Source organism: Coriobacteriaceae bacterium (assembly GCA_025757745.1).
Taxonomy (GTDB): domain Bacteria; phylum Actinomycetota; class Coriobacteriia; order Coriobacteriales; family Coriobacteriaceae; genus Collinsella.
Window position 1 is genome coordinate 1,602,348 of sequence record CP107217.1, and the last position, 23,148, is coordinate 1,625,495.

22 protein-coding genes and 1 pseudogene are annotated in these 23,148 nt (G+C 62.6%); 7 read left to right on the forward strand and 16 right to left on the reverse strand.

Annotated elements, in window-relative coordinates; genetic code table 11:
* The 4 genes from OGM60_06875 to OGM60_06890 all read right to left on the reverse strand — a co-directional run bounded on the left by OGM60_06875 (position 1) and on the right by OGM60_06890 (position 5,864).
* Positions 1–1,617 (reverse strand): PTS transporter subunit EIIC, encoded by a 1,617-nt coding sequence (locus OGM60_06875; GenBank protein ID UYI98616.1) that lies wholly within the window; start codon positions 1,615–1,617, stop codon positions 1–3.
* 98 nt (positions 1,618–1,715) lie between these two features.
* A complete protein-coding gene (locus tag OGM60_06880; GenBank protein UYI98617.1) occupies positions 1,716–2,570 on the reverse strand; it encodes a PRD domain-containing protein in 855 nt (284 codons plus the stop codon).
* Positions 2,571–2,588: 18 nt separating this feature from the next.
* Entirely contained in the window at positions 2,589–3,101 is a 513-nt protein-coding gene (locus tag OGM60_06885) for a PTS glucose transporter subunit IIA (GenBank protein UYI98618.1), read from the reverse strand.
* Between the two features lie 462 nt (positions 3,102–3,563).
* Positions 3,564–5,864 (reverse strand): DEAD/DEAH box helicase, encoded by a 2,301-nt coding sequence (locus tag OGM60_06890; protein UYI98619.1) that lies wholly within the window; start codon positions 5,862–5,864, stop codon positions 3,564–3,566.
* A gap of 395 nt (positions 5,865–6,259) precedes the next feature.
* Here OGM60_06890 and OGM60_06895 point away from each other — a divergent pair, with 395 nt between their 5' ends.
* Positions 6,260–7,522, forward strand: coding sequence for an IS30 family transposase (locus OGM60_06895; GenBank protein UYI98620.1), 1,263 nt, complete (start codon positions 6,260–6,262; stop codon positions 7,520–7,522).
* A 248-nt stretch (positions 7,523–7,770) separates the two neighbouring features.
* Here OGM60_06895 and erm(B) read toward each other — a convergent pair whose 3' ends face one another.
* Positions 7,771–8,715, reverse strand: coding sequence for a 23S rRNA (adenine(2058)-N(6))-methyltransferase Erm(B) (erm(B), locus tag OGM60_06900; GenBank protein ID UYI98621.1), 945 nt, complete (start codon positions 8,713–8,715; stop codon positions 7,771–7,773).
* Between erm(B) and OGM60_06905 the strand changes: the two genes are divergently transcribed.
* On the forward strand, positions 8,631–9,044 hold the full coding sequence (locus tag OGM60_06905; GenBank protein UYJ00186.1) for a hypothetical protein: 414 nt from the start codon (positions 8,631–8,633) through the stop codon (positions 9,042–9,044). The genes erm(B) and OGM60_06905 overlap by 85 nt on opposite strands.
* A 31-nt stretch (positions 9,045–9,075) precedes the next feature.
* On the opposite strand, the gene OGM60_06910 is transcribed toward OGM60_06905, so the two are convergent.
* The 4 genes from OGM60_06910 to guaA form a co-directional block, all read right to left on the reverse strand.
* A complete protein-coding gene (locus OGM60_06910) occupies positions 9,076–9,636 on the reverse strand; it encodes a prolyl oligopeptidase family serine peptidase (GenBank protein ID UYI98622.1) in 561 nt (186 codons plus the stop codon).
* Positions 9,591–10,100 (reverse strand): alpha/beta hydrolase, encoded by a 510-nt coding sequence (locus OGM60_06915; protein UYI98623.1) that lies wholly within the window; start codon positions 10,098–10,100, stop codon positions 9,591–9,593. The genes OGM60_06910 and OGM60_06915 overlap by 46 nt, the downstream gene beginning before the upstream one ends.
* Positions 10,101–10,121: 21 nt before the next feature.
* The gene (locus OGM60_06920; protein ID UYI98624.1) at positions 10,122–11,609 is read right to left on the reverse strand and encodes an ATP-binding cassette domain-containing protein; all 1,488 of its coding nucleotides are present in this window, start codon (positions 11,607–11,609) and stop codon (positions 10,122–10,124) included.
* Between the two features lie 590 nt (positions 11,610–12,199).
* Positions 12,200–12,982, reverse strand: a complete 783-nt coding sequence (guaA, locus tag OGM60_06925) for a glutamine-hydrolyzing GMP synthase (GenBank protein ID UYI98625.1) — start codon at positions 12,980–12,982, stop codon at positions 12,200–12,202.
* Between guaA and OGM60_06930 the strand changes: the two genes are divergently transcribed.
* Positions 12,977–13,498, forward strand: coding sequence for a hypothetical protein (locus tag OGM60_06930; protein ID UYI98626.1), 522 nt, complete (start codon positions 12,977–12,979; stop codon positions 13,496–13,498). The two genes, guaA and OGM60_06930, sit on opposite strands and share 6 nt — an antisense overlap.
* 532 nt (positions 13,499–14,030) lie before the next feature.
* Here OGM60_06930 and OGM60_06935 read toward each other — a convergent pair.
* Positions 14,031–14,612 carry an ABC-2 transporter permease gene (locus tag OGM60_06935; protein UYI98627.1) on the reverse strand — a complete coding sequence of 194 codons (582 nt, stop codon included), beginning with the start codon at positions 14,610–14,612 and terminating at the stop codon, positions 14,031–14,033.
* A gap of 254 nt (positions 14,613–14,866) precedes the next feature.
* On the opposite strand from OGM60_06935, the gene OGM60_06940 reads away from it, so the two are divergent.
* Positions 14,867–15,094 (forward strand): hypothetical protein, encoded by a 228-nt coding sequence (locus tag OGM60_06940; protein ID UYI98628.1) that lies wholly within the window; start codon positions 14,867–14,869, stop codon positions 15,092–15,094.
* A gap of 513 nt (positions 15,095–15,607) precedes the next feature.
* Here OGM60_06940 and OGM60_06945 read toward each other — a convergent pair.
* The gene (locus OGM60_06945) at positions 15,608–16,891 is read right to left on the reverse strand and encodes an ATP-binding protein (GenBank protein ID UYI98629.1); all 1,284 of its coding nucleotides are present in this window, start codon (positions 16,889–16,891) and stop codon (positions 15,608–15,610) included.
* Between the two features lie 312 nt (positions 16,892–17,203).
* On the opposite strand from OGM60_06945, the gene OGM60_06950 reads away from it, so the two are divergent.
* From OGM60_06950 to OGM60_06960, 3 genes are read left to right on the forward strand one after another with little or no spacing between them, the layout of a single operon-like run.
* Positions 17,204–17,542 carry an ATP-binding cassette domain-containing protein gene (locus OGM60_06950; protein UYI98630.1) on the forward strand — a complete coding sequence of 113 codons (339 nt, stop codon included), beginning with the start codon at positions 17,204–17,206 and terminating at the stop codon, positions 17,540–17,542.
* A complete protein-coding gene (locus OGM60_06955) occupies positions 17,539–17,826 on the forward strand; it encodes a transposase (protein ID UYI98631.1) in 288 nt (95 codons plus the stop codon). The genes OGM60_06950 and OGM60_06955 overlap by 4 nt, the downstream gene beginning before the upstream one ends.
* Complete coding sequence (locus OGM60_06960) at positions 17,823–18,680, forward strand: IS3 family transposase (protein ID UYI98632.1); 858 nt, start codon at positions 17,823–17,825, stop codon at positions 18,678–18,680. Before OGM60_06955 ends, OGM60_06960 begins: the two co-directional genes overlap by 4 nt.
* 27 nt (positions 18,681–18,707) lie before the next feature.
* Here OGM60_06960 and OGM60_06965 read toward each other — a convergent pair.
* The 5 genes and pseudogenes from OGM60_06965 to OGM60_06985 all read right to left on the reverse strand — a co-directional run bounded on the left by OGM60_06965 (position 18,708) and on the right by OGM60_06985 (position 23,016).
* A pseudogene (locus OGM60_06965) lies at positions 18,708–18,965 on the reverse strand (response regulator transcription factor).
* Between the two features lie 40 nt (positions 18,966–19,005).
* Positions 19,006–20,283 (reverse strand): histidine kinase, encoded by a 1,278-nt coding sequence (locus OGM60_06970; GenBank protein UYJ00171.1) that lies wholly within the window; start codon positions 20,281–20,283, stop codon positions 19,006–19,008.
* A 54-nt stretch (positions 20,284–20,337) separates the two neighbouring features.
* Positions 20,338–21,078, reverse strand: a complete 741-nt coding sequence (locus OGM60_06975; protein ID UYI98633.1) for an ABC transporter permease — start codon at positions 21,076–21,078, stop codon at positions 20,338–20,340.
* A 12-nt stretch (positions 21,079–21,090) separates the two neighbouring features.
* A complete protein-coding gene (locus tag OGM60_06980) occupies positions 21,091–21,879 on the reverse strand; it encodes an ABC transporter permease (protein UYI98634.1) in 789 nt (262 codons plus the stop codon).
* Between the two features lie 159 nt (positions 21,880–22,038).
* Complete coding sequence (locus OGM60_06985) at positions 22,039–23,016, reverse strand: ATP-binding cassette domain-containing protein (GenBank protein UYI98635.1); 978 nt, start codon at positions 23,014–23,016, stop codon at positions 22,039–22,041.
* Positions 23,017–23,148 lie beyond the last annotated feature (132 nt).

The following is a 23,148-nucleotide window of genomic DNA, read 5'->3' on the forward strand; positions in this document are numbered from 1 at the left end:
TTACTGCTCCTTCTCAATTGCGTTTTCGACCTTGTCGCGCATCTCGGCGACCTTCATGCCAAAGATGATCTGGATATTATTGCCGTTGCGGTTGATGCCGCTGTTGGGCACGTGGTTGATGAGGTCCTCATTGATGAGGTCCGGGTTCTTAACGTTCACGCGGAGACGCGTAAAGCAGTTCTCGAGCTCCTCGATGTTGTCCTTGCCGCCAAGACCTGCGACCAGGTCGGCAATACCTGCATCGACGCCCTCTGCGGGAGCCGCGGCAACGGCGCCCTGCTTCACCGCGACAGACGCGGCGGCCTCGCCCTCGGCAACGGACTCGGCGAGCTCGGACTCCTCCTCGCGGCCAGGCGTGTGGAGGTTGAGCTTCTTAATAAGGAAGGTGAAGAGGAAGAAGTACAGAGCGGCGTTTACGACTCCAAGCACCAGCATAACCGGCCAGTTGGTCTTGTCGACACCGAGGACCAGGTTGGAAACCACGATGTTGATGATGCCGCCTGCAGTCGAAGCGGGCACGGAGAGGACCTTGAGCAGAACCAGGAAAATACCGGAAAGAATCGAGTGAACGACAAAGAGCACAGGAGCGGCAAAGACAAAGAGGAAGTCCATGGGCTCGGTGACGCAGGAGAGCACGGCGGTGATGATCAGCGGGATGATAACTGCCTTGGTCTTGTCCTTGTTCTGCTTGTAGGCGGTGAAGATAAAGGCGAGACCGATGCCGATGTAGGGCCACAGGTTGTTGAAGGTGTAGCTGTTGAAGTAGGTGCTATCGGAGAAGGGCTGGCCCGTCATTGCCATCTCGGCGACACGGATGGGATAGGCGCCGGCGATAACCTGATCACCCAGCGTAAGGGTGCCACCCACATCGGAGAACTGGAACGGGGTGTAGATGAGGTGGTGCAGACCGGTGGGAACGAGCAGCTTGTTGAGCATGCCGTAGATAAACAGACCGATGTTGCCCGACTCCTTAATGATGCCGGCAACGGAGGAGATGGCACCCTGAACCGGAGGCCAAACGATGCAGAAGCCAGCGCCCATGATCCAGGAGATGATGATCATGATCAGGAACGGGAAGCGAACGCCCGAGAACATCGAAAGAGCAATGGGGAACTGCTTGTTCGAGTACTTGTTGAACACGGCACCGGTGATGCAACCAAGAATGATGCCGCCAAACACGCCGGTATCGAGCACCTGAATGCCCATAACGGTGCTCTGGCCGGTTCCGGTAAGGCCGAGCATGCCGCTCGCTTCGGCAAGAGAGCCGGTGGCGTTGAGCACGATGTTGTTAGCCTGTAGGAACAGGAAGAACGACATCAGGGCAATCAGCGAAGCATGGCCCTTGTTCTTCTTTGCCATGGCGCCGGCGATGCCCACGCAGAACAGAATCGAGAGGTTGTTGATGATAAACATCAGCGACTGATAGACAACGGCGCCCACAAGCTGGAACGGGCCGGAGCCCAGCACGGGGACCACGGCGCAGATGGTCTTGTTGGTCAGAATGATGCCCACGATGAGCAGGATGCCGGCAACCGAGAGATACATCATCGGCTGAACGATCGACTTCGCGAACACCTCCAACGGCGCTTTGAAATTGAACTTCTTTTTTGCGGTCATAGCGGTACTCCCCTTCCTTTTCCGCAAATTGAGATAGGTGTGCCTGGACAAGACCGTGAGCCTTGCCTTATATCAATCGATGTGTGGGCACGTTATGCCTAGAGACCAGGTTCTCCAAGCAGGTTAACAATGTGATATGCGAGATAACTCTTCTCGGCATCGGTAACGACAACGTTATAGGTAGACGACAAGTGGGCGGCTATGGCGTCCGCGCACGAGAATGCACACGGATACGCCGTTTCATCGATTCGGAACAGCGCGTCGCCATTGATTTGCCCGGCCGCGGGATCGAGCGCTCGCTGCGCGAAAAACTGCAGATGGCGAACGAAACGCTCATAGAGCAGCGAGGTGTTATCGAGGGTCGTAGCATAGCGCTCGGAAACAATCGCGAGCACATCGCGAACGAGCTGGACCGAGATGATGAGACGGTCGGAGCGTTGCGGCATGGTGGCGTTGACGATATGCAGCGTAATAAAACCCTGCTCTTCTTCGCTCATCTGGATGCCCATATACTCCTTGACAATCTGCAGCGCACGGCCCGCAAGCGCATACTCCTTGCGATAGAACTGCTGGATCTCGAGCAGCAACGGATTCTCGCAGGGGACGCCCTTGCGCTCGCGCTCCAAAGCAAGGCTGATATGGTCTGCGAGAGCAATGAGAATCTTGTCGTTGATATCAACATTGAGCTCTCGACGAAGCATCTGAACGATATCCTCGGAAATCACGAGGTTGACGGTGGGGATGGACTCTAAAAGATGTGCCAAGCGGTCAATCGTACGCGAATCCTGAGAAGTTCCCTCCTGCAACGCGTAGGTCTTTTCGACCGATGCCTCGTCGATGGCATCGCCGGCATGACGGCCAAAGCAGAGGCCTCGACCGATGACGATGAGCTCAGAGCCATCGTCCGAAGTGACCATTGCGACGTTGTTGTTGAAAACTCGCTTGATAACCACGGTACCCACCACAAGAATTTACTCGGAAAGCCAGACGACAGGCTCTTTAACAGCAACAGGGCCGGAAGCGTGCTCACGAAGAGTCGAGTTCTCCGAACGCTCGCACACGATAACGAAGACCGTGGGATCGAAGCCGGCGGCGCGGACCGCGTCGAAATCGACCTCGACGAGGGGCTGGCCCGCGTCGACATGGTCACCCTGGGCAACAAGCGCATGGAAGCCCTTGCCCTCAAGCTTAACAGTGTCGATTCCGATATGCAGCATCACCTGAGCAGAGCTGTCGTCGGACATGATGCCCAGCGCGTGCTCAGTCGGAAACAGCGCCGCGACGGTGCCGGAAACAGGAGCGCACACCGTTCCCTCTTGGGGAACCACGGCAACGCCATCGCCCACGGCACGGCTGCTAAAAGCGGGGTCATTGGTATTTTCTAGATGAACAAGCTCGCCGGCAACGGGAGCGAGGATTTCGAACTCGGAAGCTGCAGTCTTCTGCTCATCCGAACCGCCCATCAGGCGAGAAAAGAAACCCATGGTGGCATGTCCCTTCATAAATATAGCCCAACCAAAATCAATCGAATGCGCCCCTTGAGACGCACGCGATCAAAGACTTTGGTTAGGCCCACGTCCAAGGGACTCGGTAACCTTCCGCATTTCTTTTCACTGAGGTTATTGTAGACAAGCCCAAAGCCGGAACAATCATTATGACCGGCGAACGGTATTTTTTCTCCGATAAACGGTATTTATGCGGCACTTAGGGACGTTCCTTTTCTGCCGGCACCCAGGGACACTCCTTGCTCTGGCCCCTTTGCACCAATCATGAGTTGCGGTGAAATAGGGGCTGAAAAGCCGCTCAAAAGGCCAAAACAGTCCGTATTCCACCGCAGCTTCAAAACGTTGGTGCATATGAACCTGTCCCCCTTGCACCAAAAAGGGCCCCGAGCAAAACATGCCCGGAGCCCTCTGGTCGCCTCGACTTACCGCGCGACACGTGTGTTACTTGCGCTTGCCGCCGCCGTCGCCGGGACGACGGGAGCTGCCGCCGCGCTTGCCGCCGCCGTCACCGGGGCGACGGGAGCTGCCGCCGCGCTTGCCGCCACGATTGTTACCATAGCTGCCACGGTTATCGCGACCGCCGGCACGACCGCCGCGGGAGCCGGCCTGGTTGCCGCCACGCCCGCCGCGATAGCCGCCACGGCGCTCCTCGCGGGTGTCGTCGTAGTTGCGCCAGTCATCGCGACGATCGCGGCTGGCACGCGGGTCGCGACGATCGCGCGACTCATTCGAACGACCGGCGCCGCTGCGGCCACCGTTGCCACGAGCGCCCTCGCGACGCTCACCACCGCGGCCGCCCTCGCGGCCTCCGCGCTCGTCAAAACGCTTGCCACCGCGGGACTCGCCGCCGCGGGTACCACGCTCGTCACGCGAACCACGGCCTTCGCCGCCGCGGCGCTCATCGCGCCCGCCTCGTTCGCCATCGCGACCGGAGCGACGACGGTCACCCGATCCGCGCTTGCCGCCACGCGAGCCACGGCCCTCGTCCTCGCGCTCGACACGGCGACGACCGCCGCGGTCCTCGTCCTCACGGCGACGGCGGTGTGCCTCGCCCTGGAACTGCTTGGCACGACGCTCGGCGCGGTTGCCGCGCGGGGCCTGCTCAACGGCACCAGCACTGACGCGCTCCTCGGCAGCCACCTCGCGGGCCACGCTCTCCACAGCCTCGTCCACGCGAGCCTGAACGCCCTCGCGCACGCGGGTCTTGCCGCCACGCTTGGGACGGCTCGGACGCTCGCCGTCGCCGCGACCACGGTTGGAACGACCGGCCACATCGCCGTAATCGTCGCCGTTGCGCTTGCCGTCGCGACGCGCCTGCTCAAGCTTCTTCTTGCTCTTGGACTTGCCGCGCTTGGTCTTCTTCTTCACCTTAAAGGCCGCAGGGTCGCGCTCGGGGTCAACCGCGGGCGGATTGGGACCCACATGCAGGTCGCCGGCCTCGTAGATGTCGGCCGTCTTGTCCATGAGCTTCTCGATCTCGTAGAACTCATCGACATCCTGCTCGGTCACAAACGTAATGGCCCAGCCCAGCTCGCCGGCGCGGCCCGTACGGCCAATGCGGTGGATGTAGTCGGTCGGCTCGGCCGGCACGTCAAAGTTCACGACGTAGCGCACGTCGCTAATGTCGATGCCGCGGGCGAGAACATCGGTCGCCACCAGTACGTCGACGGTGCCGTCGCGGAAGGCCGAAAGTGCGCGCTCGCGCTGAGCCTGGCTGCGGTTGCCGTGGATCGCGGCGGCCTTGATGCCCTTACGCTCCAGACGACGGCAGCAGCTGTCGGCGCGGTGCTTGGTGCGCATAAAGACGATAGTGCGCTCCGGGCCCTCCTTCTTGAGGAACTCGGGCAGCAGGTTGTTCTTGGCCTCGATGGACACCGGGAACACAAACTGATCGACGGTGTCGGCAGTCGACGTGGCGGGCGCAATCTCCACGCGTGCCGGGTCGCTCACCAGGTCGGTGATCTCGCCCACGGCCTCCTCGTCGAGGGTCGCCGAGAACAGCAGCGTCTGACGCTCGGCCGGCGTCTCGCGCACAATGCGGCGGACGGCGGGCAAAAAGCCCATGTCGAGCATGCGGTCGGCCTCGTCGAGCACCAGCACCTTGACCTCGTCCAGGTGGCAGGCACCCTGCTCGATCAGATCGACCAGACGGCCCGGCGTGGCGACCAGGATGTCGCAGCCGTACTTGAGCGCCGCGGTCTGGGGCTTGTAGCTCACGCCGCCCACGACGGTCACGGCGACATGACCGGTGACGTCGGCGATTTTGCTCGCGACCTCGTCGATTTGCTGGGCAAGCTCACGCGTGGGGGTGATGACGAGCATCACAGGGCCACGGCCGTTGCCCTCGGGCTTTTTAGCACCGCGACGACGGTTGCGACCGCCGCGCCCACGCACGGGTTTGGGCGGAGCGATGTGTTCCAGGTTGTTCATGGTCGGCAGCAAAAAGGCGGCCGTCTTGCCGGTGCCGGTCTGAGCGGCGGCAAGCAGGTCGCGGCCCTCGAGCACCACGGGGATGGAGCCAGCCTGGACAGGCGTGGGTGCCGTGTAGCCTAGGTTCTCGATGGCACGAAGCATCTCGTCCGAAAGTCCCAGCTCGTCAAAGGCGGGCAGGTTCTCGGTCGCGGACTCGACGGTCTCGGCGGCGCTGGCCTCGTCGGCAGCATCGAAGGCAGCCTGGGTCATGGTCTCGCGGATCTCGTCCAGAATCTCGGCGTCCGTGACGTCGGATACAGAATTACGCATATGTTGTTGTTCCTTATCTGCACGCGCAATGGGCGCGGCATGAGGCCGCGCGGGCGTGCTTGGTAGTGCGCTAATACATACAAAACAGGTGCGCACAGAGAGGACGTTGCTCAGCACGCTGGCGATCGCTTTGGCAGCCTTTCACGCGCCGTCCAGACGCAGCGGCCCTAAGCGATGGAGCAGATTCGCCGCCGGTTAGTATACCCTCGGTTCGCATGACCCCACGTAAACCACAGATGACGGGGCGGATGGAGCGGGCCTGCCTTGATTCTCATTTTCATTGCAACAGCCTCAGGACTCAGCGCAACGCGTTGCGCTGAGTCCTGAGGCGCGAATCCGGGTAGGCAACCCCAGAGGGGCCGGAATCCCCCGGCCCGCGATGGAGGGAGGCCGGCATGTCCAGACCCAAGCCGTCCGGAAGGTCGTACGGGAGGCTCACGAGGCACGAGAGGAACACGGTCGAGAGGATGCTCGACCGCAACCGCAGCGCCCGCGAGATCGCCGCGGAGCTCGGCAGGTCGCCATCGACCGTGACCAGGGAGGTGGCGGCGCACCGCTACGTCACCGCGCCGCGCTCGCGCTACGGCGAGCCCGCGCCCGCGGACCTCTCGGGGGCCTGCCCCAGGCTCTCCGCGTGGCCGAGGTGCTGCAACGGCTGCTCGCACAGGAGGGGCTACGGCTGCTCGAGGAGGCCCAGGGTGTTCTACAGCGCCAGGAGGGCGCAGGAGGCGGCCGACGCCGAGCTCTCGGCGAGCAGGTCCGGGATCGACGAGACCGAGGAGGGCGCCGCCGCCAAGCTCGCGGCCATCAGGGACGGGCTCGCGCGCGGGCTCTCCCCGCAGCAGATAGCGGCGACGACCCCCGGGCTCAGCGCCTCCACCGTCTACAGGTGGGTGGACGCCGGCTACGACGGCATGACGAACATGGAGCTCAGGCGCAAGGTCGGCTACAGGCCGAGGTCGCGCCGGGCCCCGAAGAGGGCGACGTCCCACTCGTCGCGCAGGTCGCACGCGTCGTTCCTCGCGCTCGGCGAGGACGCCTGCGCCGCGGCCTGGGAGATGGACACCGTCGAGGGCCCCAGGGGCGACTCCGCCAGGCTCCTCACGCTCCTGCACCGCCCGAGCCACTTCCAGCTGGCCCTGCCGCTGCCGGACGGCACGTGCGCCTCGGTCCTGGCGGCGCTCTCCTCCCTGCGCGGGGTCCTCGGCGAGGACGGCGCGAGGCGCGCCTTCGGCGCCGTGCTCACCGACAACGGGAGCGAGTTCGCCGACGAGGGCGCCATCGCGGCGCTGATCGGCGAGCGGGACGGCGAGACCAGGCTCTTCTACTGCGACCCCCGGCAGAGCCAGCAGAAGGGCGCGTGCGAGAAGAACCACGTGGAGATCAGGAAGCTGCTGCCCAAGGGCGCCGGGGCCAGGTTCGACCGGCTGACGGCGGCGGACTGCGCGCTGCTCATGTCGCAGGTGAACTCCGAGCCGAGGGGGGCGCTCGGGTTCCTGACGCCGGCGCGCGTGCTGCGGATGGCCCTCGGGGAGGACGCCTCCGCCCTCATGGACGCGTTCGGGATAGAGGAGCTGGCGCCCGGCGAGCTGGACCTCACGCCCGGCTGCATCGACAGGGCCAGGGCCGCGAGGAGCGAGGGGCCGCTGGCGGGATAGGCGGCGGGCCGGGACATGGGCCGGAGGGCCCGTTGCGCTGAGTCCGGAACGGCTGCGCGGCGGGCTGGCGGAGCATGCGGCGGCGGCATGGGGGCACCGGCCTCCATAGCCTCTCCACCTGCGGAAACGGTGCGACGGCCAGGTGCCGGGGGCTATTCCCGCGTTGCGCTAGCTGCGGAAACGCGAGGCCCGTTCAGGCTGTTGCGTTGAGATTGAAAATCAACCATTTACAAAAGCGACTCATAGAATTATTTCCTCCCGTTAAATAATAGATAACTATTAAAAATAGACAATACTTGCTCATAAGTAACGGTACTTAAATTGTTTACTTTGGCGTGTTTCATTGCTTGATGAAACTGATTTTTAGTAAACAGTTGACGATATTCTCGATTGACCCATTTTGAAACAAAGTACGTATATAGCTTCCAATATTTATCTGGAACATCTGTGGTATGGCGGGTAAGTTTTATTAAGACACTGTTTACTTTTGGTTTAGGATGAAAGCATTCCGCTGGCAGCTTAAGCAATTGCTGAATCGAGACTTGAGTGTGCAAGAGCAACCCTAGTGTTCGGTGAATATCCAAGGTACGCTTGTAGAATCCTTCTTCAACAATCAGATAGATGTCAGACGCATGGCTTTCAAAAACCACTTTTTTAATAATTTGTGTGCTTAAATGGTAAGGAATACTCCCAACAATTTTATACCTCTGTTTGTTAGGGAATTGAAACTGTAGAATATCTTGGTGAATTAAAGTGACACGAGTATTCAGTTTTAATTTTTCTGACGATAAGTTGAATAGATGACTGTCTAATTCAATAGACGTTACCTGTTTACTTATTTTAGCCAGTTTCGTCGTTAAATGCCCTTTACCTGTTCCAATTTCGTAAACGGTATCGGTTTCTTTTAAATTCAATTGTTTTATTATTTGGTTGAGTACTTTTTCACTCGTTAAAAAGTTTTGAGAATATTTTATATTTTTGTTCATGTAATCACTCCTTCTTAGTATGTGATACCGGAAAGACCTATCCGGATGTCCAAAGCCTGCTGCTTCTAAGCGACCTCTTCGGCGTCTCCATCGATGAACTTGTGAAAGGAGACGTGGTTTCAATGAAGGAAGTCGTAAGCAAGGATGCGCTCGAGATGGAGCGATTGGCGATGGGGTCTGCTGCCCTGCTGCTCGCGGGGATTGCATGCATGGCAGGCATCTACGCACTACTGCCCGAGCCATCGTTCATCCCGCATATGTCCACAGGCGCGCTGATCGGGATACTCGTGTTTGTTGCATCCTGGATCCCGTCGCTCGTATGCACGTCGCGCATCGAGAGGATCAAACGCGAGCATGACCTTGTGACGTTCCGTGAGATCAGCGCGTTCATGGACGGCGAGGAGGCTCCGAGCGAGACCGATGCGCTTTCCAGACGCAGGTCACGGCTCAGCCCTGCGCTCAAGATGGCCTGCGGTGCGGGGTTCGGCTTCCTCATCGCGTTCCTGATCACGGCACTAGTGAATGCCTTGCACTAGATGCACGCCTCTTTGACGGACTCAAAGCCAGCTAGGATTCCGGGGGCATGTAGGTCTTTAGGTACTCCAGCACCGTTTCGAGATATTGCCGATAGACTGCGCTGTCGTTCTGGAGCCCGTGACCCGAGTGCTCCGCCACAAAGCAGTCGTGGGGGACGCCGTTTTCGGTAAGCGCCCTATCGAGGCGTACCGATGCCTTGAAGGGCTGCATAGTGTCGTGAGTGCAGTAGGCCATGACCGTGGGTACCGCGTCCTTCGTCACCCAGAGAAGCGCCGAGGCGTCCTTGACGGCGGCGTCGTAGGCGGGCGTACCGAACATGTCCGGCGTGAGCTTGGCACCCGTCATAACGCCGAACAGGCCCGCCGCTTCTGCTTGGGCTTCCGGCTTGTCCAGCCCGTAGTTGTCCCAGTCCTCGGGGTAGAAGCTGGAAGGCCCCACGGCTTCGAACACGAACCTCACCGGCACCGGCGATTCCGCAGTGTCGCGGTAAGCGTACAGCAGGGCGAGGCACCCGCCGGCCGATCCGCCCCCGATGGCCATCTCGTTCACGGGGTAGCCCAGCTTGGCCGCCTCGGCGACCACCGCGTCCATGCTCTCTTGATTTCCAGAGACTGCGTGAGGATGTTCGCCCCGGGGTGCTGCTCGCTGAAAAGCGTGTAGTTGATACCCGCAGCCACGTAGCCCTGAGCGCAGAGCCAATGGAGGGTCCGCGCGTCGTCGGCCTTGTCACCGCTGGTGAACCCGCCGGAGTGCAGGTACACGACCAACCCGTAGTGCTGCCGCGACCGGTCGGCGGGTACATAGAGGTCGAACTTGTTCGCGTCGCCGTCGCCGTAGGGGATGTCGGCATAAACCGTTCCCACCGAGTCGTTCCAAACGACGGAGAAATCGTCGCCGAGGGGATTGCTCACCAGCTTGATGGCCGCCGAAAGCGTGAAGACGGCAATGAATATCCCCACGTAGAGGAAGCCCCAGAGAATGCGGTGGCGCTTTTTGGATGGCTGCTCTGGCGCATCGGTGGCTTGGAGAGGAATCGCAGGATCTCTAAAGCCCATTGACAAGCCACTCGCTCCAATTCATCCAACTCTTAGCGCGTGACCATCAACGAGCTGTTCGATCAGCCATCTCGTTTGCCCTACAGCTTCCGCCAACCGGATATCGTGCGTGACCAGAAGGATCGCCCCGGGGAATCCAACGAGCAGTCTCTGCAATGCCTCTATCGAGCCGATATCGAGGTGATTGGTCGGCTCGTCGAGCACGAGGAAGTTGGGTTCCGCAACCAGCTTCTCCGCGAGCATCAGCTTTCGGAGCTCACCGGGGCTCAGGTCGTCGCCATCGAGCAGTCTATCGGGGTCGGAGTTCAGGCGTGCCACGATGGACAGGATACGCCCCTTTTTCTCTTGCGTATGCTTGCGCAGCTGCTCAAGGGCACGCTCTCGCTCGACCGACGCAACAACCTGAGGAACATAGGCAACCTTTATATTCTCGGGGACGGAATCGATGATGGCACGCACCAATAGACTCTTGCCCGTCCCATTTGCTCCGGTCAACACCACATGGTCTGTTGGAGAGACCCAGAGCTGAGGCACATTCAAGCAGAACTCGCCCGCTAAGAGCCGAGTAGGACCAACGCGCGCAACGATACTCGATCTGGCGGCTTCTCCGAAATCGCTAATGCAGTGGTCGTAGCGCTTCGGCACAGAGTTCTCCGATAGCGTCGACTCCGCCCTCGCAAGACGTTCATCCATGGCGGCTGATAGTTTACCGGCTACACCGTCCTTCCCAGAGACTATGGCGCGCCCGATCCGCGCGCGCCCGTCGCTATCTCTCTTGTCCAGACCGCGCTTGCTGCGCTTGCCCTTCTGACGTGCCGCCTCCTCGCTCCTGCGCTGCGCCTCCGCCTTCAGCCGCTTCACTTCGCGCATAGCCTTCTCTCGGTCGCGCAGCGCGGTGGCACGTTCGCTTGCCGCCTGATCGCTCGCCTTCGAATAACCGCCCGGGCGCATGATCCAGCGTGCGCCGTCGCACAGGAGGCTCTGATCGACGAGGCCATCGAGCAATTCCCTGTCATGGGAGATGAGGATGCCGACTCCATCGAATGAGGCTAGCGCCTCGCTCACGATTTCACGCGTCGGGGCATCAAGATCGTTCGTCGGCTCATCCATGACAAGCACGTCGGGGCGAGCATAGAGCGCGCATGCGATCTGGAGTCGTTTCTGCTGGCCGCCTGAGAGCGTGTCGTAGCGCCAGGGCCAATCGTCTCCGATATGCAGAAGCGCCTTTGCGCGCTGCGCTTCTTGGTTCCAGTCTGACGCGAAGTCTATGAGGTTCCCAGGTTCGAGCGAAGAATCCTGCTGGCAGTACACGGAGAACAGCTTCGAGCCCACCGTTCCGGAATCGGGCTCGATAAGGCGCGTGGCGATTCTCGCTAGCGTGCTCTTCCCGCATCCGTTGTCACCGATCACGGCAGTCCATCCTGAGGAAAACGTGACGCCGACATCCCTTACAGCGGGAGAGACCGCACCAGGATAGGTGTAACTAATGTTTGTGAGATTCAACTGCATGGCGAGCTCCTTCGAAAGGAGACCGCGCAGGGGTTAGGCACGCGAGGTGTGGAATCAAGACGAGAAGATACTGAAGCGACGCGGAACCCTAACGAGCGATCGAGCGTACAAAATGGTCGTTTGGGACCCTTAGCGGGCATCGCTAGTTCTTCATCTAACCTAACCTAACTCGAAGCGTCGCATGGCAAAGGCTCCGCTGATTGAATGATATTCAAATTATAGCACGCGTATTGAATTATAGCACGCGTATTGAATTATAGCGCGCGTGTTGAAAATAGGTTTGAACCACGAACAAGCTGGGATAATGCATCATCGCCCACAAACCACCTGAAATTCTGCCAGCGAGTAATTCTAGGAAACGAATGTATCAACTGTGGGCAAGTATGATTAACTAAAGCAACACAAGGAGACGAATTGCAACACCAACAAGCGAAAATGGCTTAGCGATGCATCGCTAAGCCATTGAATCGCCTCTTTGCAAAGTGAGAGAAATCCCAATGCGTTTAAAAAATCGTGTCAGAAAAGTACACCTATTTACAAAGAAGTTCAAAGGAGCAAACTAATATAAAAAGTGCCTCTGAACTGGGGGTTTACTCCCACTCCACCGTGCCGACGGGCTTGGGGGTCAGGTCGTAGCAAACGCGGCAGATACCGGGGACCTCGGCGGTAACGCGGGCGGTGATGCGCTTGAGCAGCGCCCAGTCAAGCTCGGGCACCTCGGCGGTCATGACATCGACGGTGCTGATGCAGCGGATGATGCAGGGCCAGTCGTAGGCGCGCTTGCCCTCGCGCACGCCAGTGGCGCGGAAGTCGGGCACAACGGCGAAGTACTGCCAAATGGTAAGACCGGCCTTGTCGATCTCCTCACGCACGATGGCGTCGGCCTCGCGCAGCGCCTCAAGACGGTCGCGGGTGATGGCACCGAGGCAATGGACACCCAGGCCGGGGCCGGGGAACGGCTGGCGCTCAACCATGTTCTCGGGCAGACCGAGTTCGCGGCCCACGACGCGCACCTCGTCCTTGTACAGCAGCTTAACGGGCTCGCAGAGCTCAAACTGCAGGTCCTCGGGCAGACCGCCCACGTTGTGATGGGCCTTCACGCCGTCCTGCGACTCCAGGATGTCGGGATAGATGGTGCCCTGAGCGAGGAAGCTGACCTCATCGCCCACCTTTCGGGCCTCTTCCTCAAACACGCGAATGAACTCGGCGCCGATAATCTTACGCTTGGCCTCGGGCTCGGCGACGTCGACGAGCTTGTCGAGGAAGCGGTCGGTCGCGTCCACGTAGACCAGATTCGCATCCATCTGGTTCTTAAAGACGTCGACGACCTGCTCGCTCTCGCCCTTGCGCATAAGGCCGTGGTTCACGTGCACGCAAATGAGCTGCTTGCCGATGGCCCTGATGAGGAGCGCCGCGACAAGACGGTCGAGAACTACCTCAAAGCCCTCGAAAGCGCCTACATCCTGAGCGAATGCGAACAGAACGGCATCGCCGGCAAGCAGGTGCTTAGACCCCAGCGCAAGTTCTATCCCATCGACACCGGCTTGCGCAATCTAGCTAGCAACTATGCCCCAAAGGGCCTGGGCGCTCAGCTCGAGTGCGTGGTATTCAACGAGCTCGTGCGCCGTGGCTACAACGTGACCGTGGGCGCACTGCTTAAAGGCGAGGTAGACTTCGTGGCCGACAAGCACGACGAGCGCCTCTACATCCAGGTGACCGAAACGCTTGCAAGCCCCGAGACATACGAGCGCGAACTGGCGCCTTTTTCCCTCGTAAACGATGCCTTCCCCAAGCTGGTGCTCACCACCGATCGCCTGCGGCTCGGCACCACCGAGCAAGGCGTGCGCATCGAGAACCTGGTGGACTGGTTGCTCAAAGGCTGGAGCTGAGCGACGCAAGTGTCCAGCACGCACCTGGACAGGACCCGCATGGCGCCCTCCGCCGCCAGACGGCCGCGGCAGGCCTCCTGCAGGAACACGTATGCCGCCGCCTCGAGCGTGAAAAGCTCCTCGCCGCGCATGCCCTCGCCCCGTCCAATAAACGTTCACCGCGCTAAAGGAGAGCGCGACCGTCAATAAAGAGCGCTTTTGCGCACTAAAAATCAGTGAATCTGAACTCAGAAACGCTTGTTGTCCACGAAGCATCGAGTATCGTCCCGTCCCGCACATCGTCCGTCGGGCTGGAAAGGGAGATCGGTGCGTCTCCCCCGCCCGTTCCGGATTCGACGCAAAGCAGCACGGGCGACGCGCCCTTCCGGCCCACGCCCCTCCCCTCTTCCAACTGGCCTTAATCCGCCGAATCGCATCCTTCTGCCCGAATGTAGGCCACAATCATCGACATATCGTCAGCCGCACGCCGCCGGGGCGGCTCCCGCATCGTGGCAAAGCGGGTCCGCGCCGGGGCGTCGGTTGACGGCTCGGCCTACAGCTCGCGCCTTCCGTACAGCCCGAGAGAGACGACGGCGGAGGCGGCCAGCATCAGAAGCGAGGCCGCGAGCAGCGCCGCCATCGAGGCCGCAAGTCCAGCGGGGGTCTCGACGAACGTGAGAAAGTCCGTCACGAGCCCGAACGCGCCGCCTTCGAGAATCCCCGAGTTCCCGAGAAGCATGGGGGTGACCACGAACAGGCCGACGGTGACGGTTGGCAGAAACTGGGTCGCCTTGGTCTGGCCGAGCTTGAAGTACACCGGCGTCACGACGGACGCGACGGCGGAGCCGATCAGGACGCAGACTGCGGTGGCGAAGGCCATGCCGGCGACCCTCTCCCCGCTGAACGCGAGGAACTCGGAGAGGCCTCCCGGCAGCTCCACGGCGGACGCGAGTCCCATGACCGCAAGCGATACGGCGAAGCCGACCGCCGAGCCGATGAGGCCGAGCGTCGCGATGGCGGCATAGCGGCTCAGGACGACGTCGCGCTTCGAGACGGGAAGGGTGAGGCGATAAGAGCCCCATCCGTTCTGGTCGTCGTAGACGGAGAAGCCGATCGCACCCATCATGAGGCACATGCTGGCGAGGACGGCGGGGCGGCCGCGGGCCCGCCGCCGGAGAGCTCGCGCCTCCTCCTCACCCAGTCGCCCAGGGTGCTCCCCGCCATGCCGAGCTCTCGGGCGACCTCCCTGACGGGCCGCCCCGCCGCGATGACGTAGTCGGCCGTCTCGTCCCGGTAGTCCTTGGGGAACTACTCGTACTTGGTCCCAGGCTCGGCTCCCATGGCCACACCCTCCTACGGGGCAGGTTCCTCTGCCGTCCAAATTATCAGGTGTCCACGGTTTCGACAGGGCTCAAATGCAAACAGGCGCTGGTCGCGGGCGGCATCGCTGCGGGCTGGTTCATCACAAGCCGGGGCGCTGCGGGGTCGGACGGCGGCCAGGTGACCGACTCCCAGTCCGTCGGAGGCGTCCCCGACTCCGGGCAGATGCCGCCCGACGCCAAGCAGGTGCCCGAGGACCAGCTCCAGGGTGGCGGAGAGGTGACGTTCTCGAGCTAGGACGTCCAGTTGAAAAAAACGGGCCCCATGGCAACCATATTGCCATGGGGCCTTTCAAAAAAAGACCCAAGCATTCAATCTGAAGCGTCAGTATCTTGAGTAACCATTATGAAACTGAGTGTGTGCAACTCAGAATCTCTATCCCATTCAAATTGAGCCATGAGTTTTCTTCAGTAGCTTTCGCTCAAAAAGCACCAAGCCAATCGCTTCTCCGATTTCAGCGCACCCAAGAGATCTGTCCACCGTATCGGTTAACGACGATTCCGGAACGAGGCCTGATTCCAATAGTGATGATAGACATCGAAACGCTCATAACATCAAAGCATGAACGAAGTTGTACTGTTATTTTGATATCGAATCGGAGGAACGATTCTCTACGATGTTATTCTCTCCATAGCTAACTAGATATCCACTGCCTACTGCCGCCGGAAAAGCAAATGACCATATTGGGATTCCATTATTGCTAGATTCTATAATTATCTGAAAAAAAATTCATAGATGAAAAAAATCCTTCTACGCCAGTAGTGGCCTTCTTTGCAAAAAGAAATCCATAACATCTAAGATACGAATCCCGTCAATCTCCCTTGGATAACTCCCCCGGGCAGCAATTACGAATTTCGGATATGCATCCCGTATGGCGCGCAGCGGCCTGAGCTCACGCTCCATGGTGGCCGAGTCAGTCATATCCTCGGTTACCTGAATGTACGCACGCCCGTCTGACCTCGACGCCACGAAGTCCACCTCACCTGAGCGCAGCTTTCCAACGCTCACCTCAAAGCCCTCGTAGCGAAGTTGCAAATAGACCATGTTCTCAAAGACACGCCCCTGATCGGAATCACGGTAGCCCTGCAGATAGTTGCGGATTCCCGTGTCCACGATGTAACGCTTTCCACCCGTCTTCAGGAGATCCTTGCCCTTGATGTCATAGCGCCGAACAGGATAGAAGAGATACGCCTCATCAAGCGCCCCCATGTATGCGTCAACAGTACCGTTCGCAGCCTCGACGCCGTCAGCCCGCAACGCTCCGGCAATACTGTTGACAGAATTCTCGTTACCGATATTGTCTGCAAGGAAGCGGCATGTCCGCTCCAGCAAATCAGGGCTTGTGAGCTGCCTGCGGCCACGCCTGCGATCGCGCTCGAGAATATCCCGGATGACGACCGTCTCGTACAGTGACCTGCAATAGGCCTTATGAACCGCCCCGTCTAGCGTACCCAAGGATAGGTACGGCAGCCCGCCGTAGCGACGATAATGATCAAACAGGCCAACCGCCGTGCTAAGCGAGCCATCCGGCAACTCGAAGACATCCATCCCAGCCGCAGCGCGAGAGGACAGTGACGCTCCCCGGAAATCGAGAAACTCCGAGAAGACGAGCGGCAGCATCTCGACCTCCACATAACGCCCCGAGAGCAGCGTGGCAAGCTCGCTCGACAGCAGATAGGCGTTGGACCCCGTGATATACATATCGCAATCAAGGTCAACGTGCAGGGAATTAATCGCGCGCTCCCAACCCTCGATCTCTTGGAGCTCGTCAAAAAAGAGATAGGGATGGACGATTCCCTCTGTCCGTTTGCGAACAAGCTGGTAAAGCCCGCGATAATCCAAGCCATCAAACTCCATGGACTCCATCTTGAACGTGAGAAGTCGCTCCCGGGAAACGCCCTCCCTTGCCAGATGCTCGCGCATCATGTCCAGAAGGGTCGACTTCCCGCAACGACGAACCCCCGTAACGACCTTGACGAGGTCTCGATCCCGAAAGGCGAGAAGCTGGTCAAGGTACTTTTGACGGATAATCATCACGCCTCCATGTGAAAGATCTTCATCTAATGCAAATTTTTAACATTGTAATCTAGAAGCTCTCAGAATCGAGGGAGATGCGGCGCGATTCATTTTCCGGCTCCTTCCTCGACGCAGCTTATGACCTCCACTTGCAACTGTATCCCCCACCCACGCTGGTGTGGTGGCACCAGAACCGAGACCGAGACTGCCATCTGGAGATGGCAACCGACTGGCGCGCGGCGTCGGGGCGCACGGGCGGTGGTTCCATGGGTGGCGTCGAACGGACGAGTCGGTGGGCGCGGAGCGCCCGCCCGAAGGGAGGTGCCGCGCATGGCTGCGGCGGAGGTGAGGGCCGAGGGCGTCAAGCGCTGGGCCGACACGGGCGAGGAGCGCGTCCCGGTCCTCAGGGGCTGCTCGCTCGCGGCCGCGGGCGGGCTCACGGCGATCGTGGGGCCGTCGGGGGCGGGCAAGACGAGCCTCCTGTACTGCATGAGCGGGCTGGACGCCCCGGACGAGGGTCGTGTGCTGGTCGCGGGCCGCGACCTGTACGCCATGGGCGAGGGCGCCCGCACCCGCTTCCTGCGACAGGCTGCGGCGTTCGTGTTGGATTGGCTACACTGGTGTGGACAGTTCCGGGAGGGGCGCAAGAGACGGGAGGGCCGTATATGAGGGACCCCAGGCACCCGAGGCATTTCACCGACGAGTTCAAGAGGCAGATAGTCGACCTCTACAACGCCGGCAAGCCCAAGCGCGAGATCATGGACGAGTACGACCTCGGCAAGAGCACCGTGGAGAGGTGGATCAAGTCGATAAACGCGACCGGCTCGCCGCGCGCCGCGGACAACCGCACGCCCGAGCAGAACCGGATCCTGGAGCTCGAGCGCGAGAACCGCAGGCTCCGGATGGAGGTCGACGTCTTAAAACAAGCGGCGCTGATATACGCTCGAAAGTGAGGGCCATAGCGGCCAACGAGGGCCGCTACCCCATACCAGCGCAGTGCAGGCTCCTCGGCGTCGCGAGGTCGACGTACTACTCCATGCGCTCGCGGCCCGACCGGCCCGCCGCGCCGGACCCCGCCGCGCCGGCCGTGGTCGCGGCCCACGCCGCCAGCAAGGGCCGGTACGGCTCGCGCAAGATAAAGGCGTCGCTCGAGAGGTCGGGCGTTACCGTCAGCCGGCGCCGGGTCTGCCGCATCATGAGGGAGAACGGCCTGGTCAGCGCATACGCCAGGAAGAGGTTCAAGGTGCACCCCGGGGCGGTCAACGAGGCCGACGTGCCGAACGTCGTCGCGCGCGGCTTCGGCGGCAGGGCGCCGCGCACCCATATATGCAGCGACCTGACCTATGTGCGCGTCGGGGCCTCGTGGAACTACGTCTGCCTGCTCGTCGACCTCTACAACAGGGAGATCGTCGGCCACTCCGCCGGGCCCAGGAAGGACGCCCGGCTGGTCAAGTCGGCGTTCGCGACGCTCTCCTTCCCCATCTCGGACATCGAGGTCTTCCACACGGACCGCGGCAGCGAGTTCGACAACGCCGAGATCGACCTGATGCTCGAGGCCTTCGGCATAGAGAGGTCGCTGTCGGCCAAGGGCTGCCCCTACGACAACGCCGTCGACGAGTCGACCAACAGGATACTGAAGGCCGAGCTCGTCCACCGCGAGACGTTCGGCACGACGCGCGAGCTCCGAGCCAAGCTCTCGGACTACGTGCACTGGTACAACAACTTCAGGATCCACTCGACGCTGGGCTACATGTCGCCGGTCGAGTTCAGAAAGGCGGGGCTGTCCCTCCCGGAATCGTCCAAATAGGTGTTGCCAATCCAAGTCGTCCTCGTCGTAGGTGGTGAGCATGAGCACGCGGACGCCCGGCCAGCGGCGCGTGATCGCGGCGGTGGCGTCGATGCCGTCGAGGACGGGCATGCGCACGTCCATGAGGACGACGCGAGGCAGGTCGCGCCCGAGCTCCTCGGCCCGCTCGATGCGGTCGATGGCCTGACGGCCGTCCTCCGCCTCGAGCACGATGGCGAGGCCCGGGTCGCGCCGCACCATGAGCGCGAGGCCCAGGCGGGTCTCGGGCTGGTCGTCGACGATCATGACGGGGATGCGCGCGGACGCGGCCGCTCCCGCGATGCCGCTATTCGTCGCCATCGGGCTCCCCCTCCCCTTCGCCGGCCCCCACCAATGACGGCAGATGCGCCTTGAGGCACCAGCCGCCCTCGCCGACCGGACCGGCGGAGAGGGTTCCGCCCGATTCCCCGACCTCTCTGCGCAGGCGGGAGAGGCCCATGCCGGTGCCCGGACCCCCGGCCCCCTCGCCAGGGGTTCCATCGTCGCGGATTGCGACGTCGGCAGAGCCATCCCCGCCGTGGTCCACCGAGACCGTGAGCCGCGAGAGCCCCGCGGCGTGGCGCAGCGCGTTCGTGACGCCCTCGCGGCAGACGCGGAAGGCGAGGCCGGCCTGGGAGGGGTCGTCCGGGCGCACGCCCGTCTCCGTGAGGGCGGCCGTGACGCCGGCGGCGCGGACGGACCCAAGAAGAGCGGCGATCTCGTCCCAGCGATGCCGCTCGGCCGGCTTCTCGGTGGGCGCGGAACCCGGCAGAGCGGATGGCGCCGCCGTGCTCCTCGCCTCGCCCGCCAGCGCCCGCACGGCGCGGCGCGTGTCGGCGAGCCCCGAGCGCGCCAGCTCGTTGATGCTCGCGATGGCCCGGTCGAGCTGCTCGTCCCCGGTCGCGCCGGCGAGCCCCTCCGAGAGCGCGACGATGGCCGTGAGGTCGTGTCCCACGGAGTCGTGCAGCTCGGCGGCGATGCGGCTCTTGGCGAGCGCGCGGTCGCGCTCCGCCTCGGCGCGGGCGGCCGCCTCCGCCTCCCGGAGGCGCTGCAAGCGGAAGCGCGAGAGCAGCGCCGCCCCGAGCACCAGCATGAGCGGGTACCCGATGCCGGCGAGCGTCATCGCAAGCGAGGGGGAGGGCGATGCGGAGGCACCCGCGAACCCGTCGACCACGGCGGAGAGCGCGACGGCCGCAACGGCGGCGACGCCGCCCGCGGCCGCCTCGCGCCGGGGCGCGCGGGCCACGCAGGCGTAGAGCGCGACGAGCGGGAGGAAGTACACGTACGCGAGCGCGCCCATCACCGAGGCCAGCAGGCCAACGACCGACTCGAAGAGCACGGAGACGACCGGAAGGCGGTAGCGCAGGAACAGCGCCGCGCAGCCGACGGCCATGAGGACGAACAGGGCGGCCTGGGACGAGGGCGCCGACAGCGAGGGGTCCGCCCCCGCGAACACCACGCGGGCGAACATCGCCGCCTCCCACGCCACGCAGAGCACGGGCGCGGCGAGCCGCAGAAGGGGCGCGTCGTCCCACGCGTCCAACGGCGCGGCGGCGCCGGAAAGGCCCGGCCCGCATGGTCTCACGTCCAATCCCATCACCTCACATCCCGACACCACATTGTACGAGCACGCCGGGCGCTACTTCGCCGCGACGACGTCGCGCGTGCGGAGCCAGGCCGAGGCGAAGGCGACCGAGCAGGCCACGTAGACGACGCTCAACACGGCGATCTGGGCGATGTGCGGCGCGTCGAGCACCACGAGGGCGTTGCTGTTCATCCCGGACTGCATGAGCGCGTACGGGAAGACGTAGCCAAGGCCGCCCATCGCCGCCATGATCCCCAAGATCCCGCCACCCAGCCCGACGCCCACCGGCACGGCGAAGTTGCGCACGAGCATGGAAACGACGAGCTGTATGCCGCAGATGGCGAGGCTCCCAATCCAGCCCAGCACCACCTGCTCGGCGAACGACGCCACCGGGAAGGCGCCGGGCACGTGCAGGACGATGCCGCTCGCGACGAAGAACGCCGTCATGGCCGCGAACGCGACGAGGTCCAGGAGGGCGAGGACCGCGAGCTTGGCGACGAACACGTCGCGCGCGGGCACCGGGGCGACCATGAGCTCGTTCCAGTTGGAGCCCATGTGCTCGAGCCGCCACAGGTAGCTCGCGCCCGCGCCGATGAGCGCCGGGAGGAAGAAGTAGCAGATGAACAGGGTGTGCTGGGTCCAGAGGTTCTCCCAGCCGGGCGTGAGGAGGTCGAGGTTGGCCACGTAGTTGGCGCTCCCGATGAGCGCGGAGACGGCGGGCAGCGCGGCGAAGGCGGCCCAGACGGGCGCCCGGCGCATCTTGATGAACTCGGCGGATATGCAGGATGCAAGCATGATCAAACCTCCCTACAGCTCGCGGGCGGCGAAGGCGCGCCTGGAGGCGATGAACGCGGCGACGGTCACGGCGACGCAGACGGCGAGCCCCGCGGCCGGGAACGGCGCCGCCCAGAACCTCATGTGCTGCGAGGCGTCGTAGGCGCCGTCGACGAGGCGACACACGAAGAAGTACGCGCTCGGCACGAACCAGCTGAACACCGGAGGCAGGTAGGCGATGAAGAGCCCGAGGAAGCACAGGCCCACGCCCACGATCATCGGCGCGAACTGGTTGGCGGTGGCGAGGCAGACCGCCTGCACGATGGTGATGAGCATGGCGCACACGACGAACGTGCTGATGGCGTAGCGGGCGAGCAGGGCCGGCCCCGGCAGGTTCTGTTGGAACCCGATCCCGTACGCGACCGCCGCGACGCCCGCCGTCTGGACGCCCACGACCACGGCGAGGATCAGGAGGCACGCCGCCCACTTGGCCGCGACCACGCGCCCGCCGTCCTCCATGGTGAGCAGCAGCTTCCACATGTTCGCCCGGTTCTCCACGTCGGTGACGGTGGAGGCCACGATGGCGCAGAGCAGCGGCAGGACGATGGCGTTCAGCTGCGGCAGCATGTAGAGGATGCCGTCGAAGTCAGGGTTGTGGCGCACGGTGTTGGAGGCGCCCGCGACGAGCCAGGCGAACTGGAACGCGAGCAGGCCCAGGCTCGCCAGCCACAGGTGCTTGCGGCGCGCCTTGGCGAACTCGAGCGCGACGGATTGGACGAGGCCGGGCTGGCCGGTGTCCGATGCAACAACTTGAGATGGCATATGTCTTCCTCCAGTCGAAGAATGTGAACTGCGATGTTCCATGCGAAGGGTTTTCCTGGTGCCGCAGATTGCCCCGAAAGAGGAGCGACGCGTACTTTGGTACGCGAGCAACGGTTTGATGGGCAAGGTGCGGTACCAGGGGAAGCCGCAGCGAAGCCGCTACAGCGTAGCCTCCATCCCCGTGAGCTTAAGGAATATGTCCTCCAGCGACTCGGCGCGCTCCTCCAGCCGCACGACGCCGATGCCTCGCTTCGCGAGCCCGAGCGTCACCTGCCCGGCGGTCGCGTCGTCCACGGCCTTGATGCGCAGCCACTCCCCGTCGGCCACCGCGCCCGGCAGCGCCCCCGCCGCCGCGGCGTTGTCCGTGGTGCGCAGCGCCAGCCATCGGCGCGCGCGGGCGTGCAGGTCGGCCATGCTCCCCTGCCAGACCATGCGGCCCCTGTTGATGATGCCCACGTGGTCGGCCATCTGGTCGATCTCGGAGAGCAGGTGGCTGGAGACGATGACCGTGCAGCCGAAGCGCCCCGGCATCTCGCGCACGAGCTGGCGGATCTCGTGGATGCCGGAGGGGTCGAGGCCGTTCGTCGGCTCATCCAGGAGCAGCAGCCTTGGGTGCCCCATGAGCGCGGCGGCGATGCCCAGGCGCTGCCTCATGCCGAGGGAGAAGTGTCCGACGAGCTTCCGCTGCGTCTTCGCGTCGTCCAGGCGCACGACCGAAAGGACCTCGTCGATGCAGCTCTCGGGCAGCCCGCGCAGGCGCCGCACGATCTCGAGGTTCTCGCGCGCCGTGAGGTGCGGGTAGCAGCTGGGGGCCTCGATGAGCGAGCCCACTTCGCGCAGCACCTCGAGGCGGTTGTCCGGGGTCATCTCCCGCCCGAGCACGACGGCCTCGCCGCCTGATGCGTGCACGAGCCCGAGCAGCATCTTCATCGTGGTGGACTTGCCCGCCCCGTTGGGGCCGAGGAAGCCGTAGACCGCGCCCTCGGGCACCTCGAGGTCCATGTCGTCCACGACCGTCGCGTCGCCGTAGCGCTTGGTGAGCCCGCGGGTGGATACGGCGAGGGACTCGCCCGAGGCGGCCGGCGCCGGCGCCCCCTCGACCGTCCCCGCCGGACGTTCCAGTACCTGAGAAGTCATATCGTGTCCCCTTCTTGTGAATGCGTTCGTACGCGCCGTCTCTGTCGGCGCGGTTACATTCTTTCGCGGAAGGGGCACGGAGCCGGCGCCGCTGGGCCGGTTGACACCTTAGGGTGACAGCGGGTTTCAGAG

Coding starts and splice junctions, on each gene's coding strand:
- OGM60_06875 (UYI98616.1), bottom strand. CDS start 1,617: ATGACCGCAAAAAAGAAGTTCAATTTCAAAGCGCCGTTGGAGGTGTTC.
- OGM60_06885 (UYI98618.1), bottom strand. CDS start 3,101: ATGGGTTTCTTTTCTCGCCTGATGGGCGGTTCGGATGAGCAGAAGACT.
- OGM60_06890 (UYI98619.1), bottom strand. CDS start 5,864: ATGCGTAATTCTGTATCCGACGTCACGGACGCCGAGATTCTGGACGAG.
- OGM60_06895 (UYI98620.1), top strand. CDS start 6,260: ATGTCCAGACCCAAGCCGTCCGGAAGGTCGTACGGGAGGCTCACGAGG.
- OGM60_06905 (UYJ00186.1), top strand. CDS start 8,631: ATGAAGGAAGTCGTAAGCAAGGATGCGCTCGAGATGGAGCGATTGGCG.
- OGM60_06910 (UYI98622.1), bottom strand. CDS start 9,636: ATGGACGCGGTGGTCGCCGAGGCGGCCAAGCTGGGCTACCCCGTGAAC.
- OGM60_06915 (UYI98623.1), bottom strand. CDS start 10,100: ATGGGCTTTAGAGATCCTGCGATTCCTCTCCAAGCCACCGATGCGCCA.
- OGM60_06920 (UYI98624.1), bottom strand. CDS start 11,609: ATGCAGTTGAATCTCACAAACATTAGTTACACCTATCCTGGTGCGGTC.
- OGM60_06935 (UYI98627.1), bottom strand. CDS start 14,612: ATGTGCCTCATGATGGGTGCGATCGGCTTCTCCGTCTACGACGACCAG.
- OGM60_06945 (UYI98629.1), bottom strand. CDS start 16,891: ATGATTATCCGTCAAAAGTACCTTGACCAGCTTCTCGCCTTTCGGGAT.
- OGM60_06950 (UYI98630.1), top strand. CDS start 17,204: ATGGCTGCGGCGGAGGTGAGGGCCGAGGGCGTCAAGCGCTGGGCCGAC.
- OGM60_06955 (UYI98631.1), top strand. CDS start 17,539: ATGAGGGACCCCAGGCACCCGAGGCATTTCACCGACGAGTTCAAGAGG.
- OGM60_06975 (UYI98633.1), bottom strand. CDS start 21,078: ATGCTTGCATCCTGCATATCCGCCGAGTTCATCAAGATGCGCCGGGCG.
- OGM60_06980 (UYI98634.1), bottom strand. CDS start 21,879: ATGCCATCTCAAGTTGTTGCATCGGACACCGGCCAGCCCGGCCTCGTC.
- OGM60_06985 (UYI98635.1), bottom strand. CDS start 23,016: ATGACTTCTCAGGTACTGGAACGTCCGGCGGGGACGGTCGAGGGGGCG.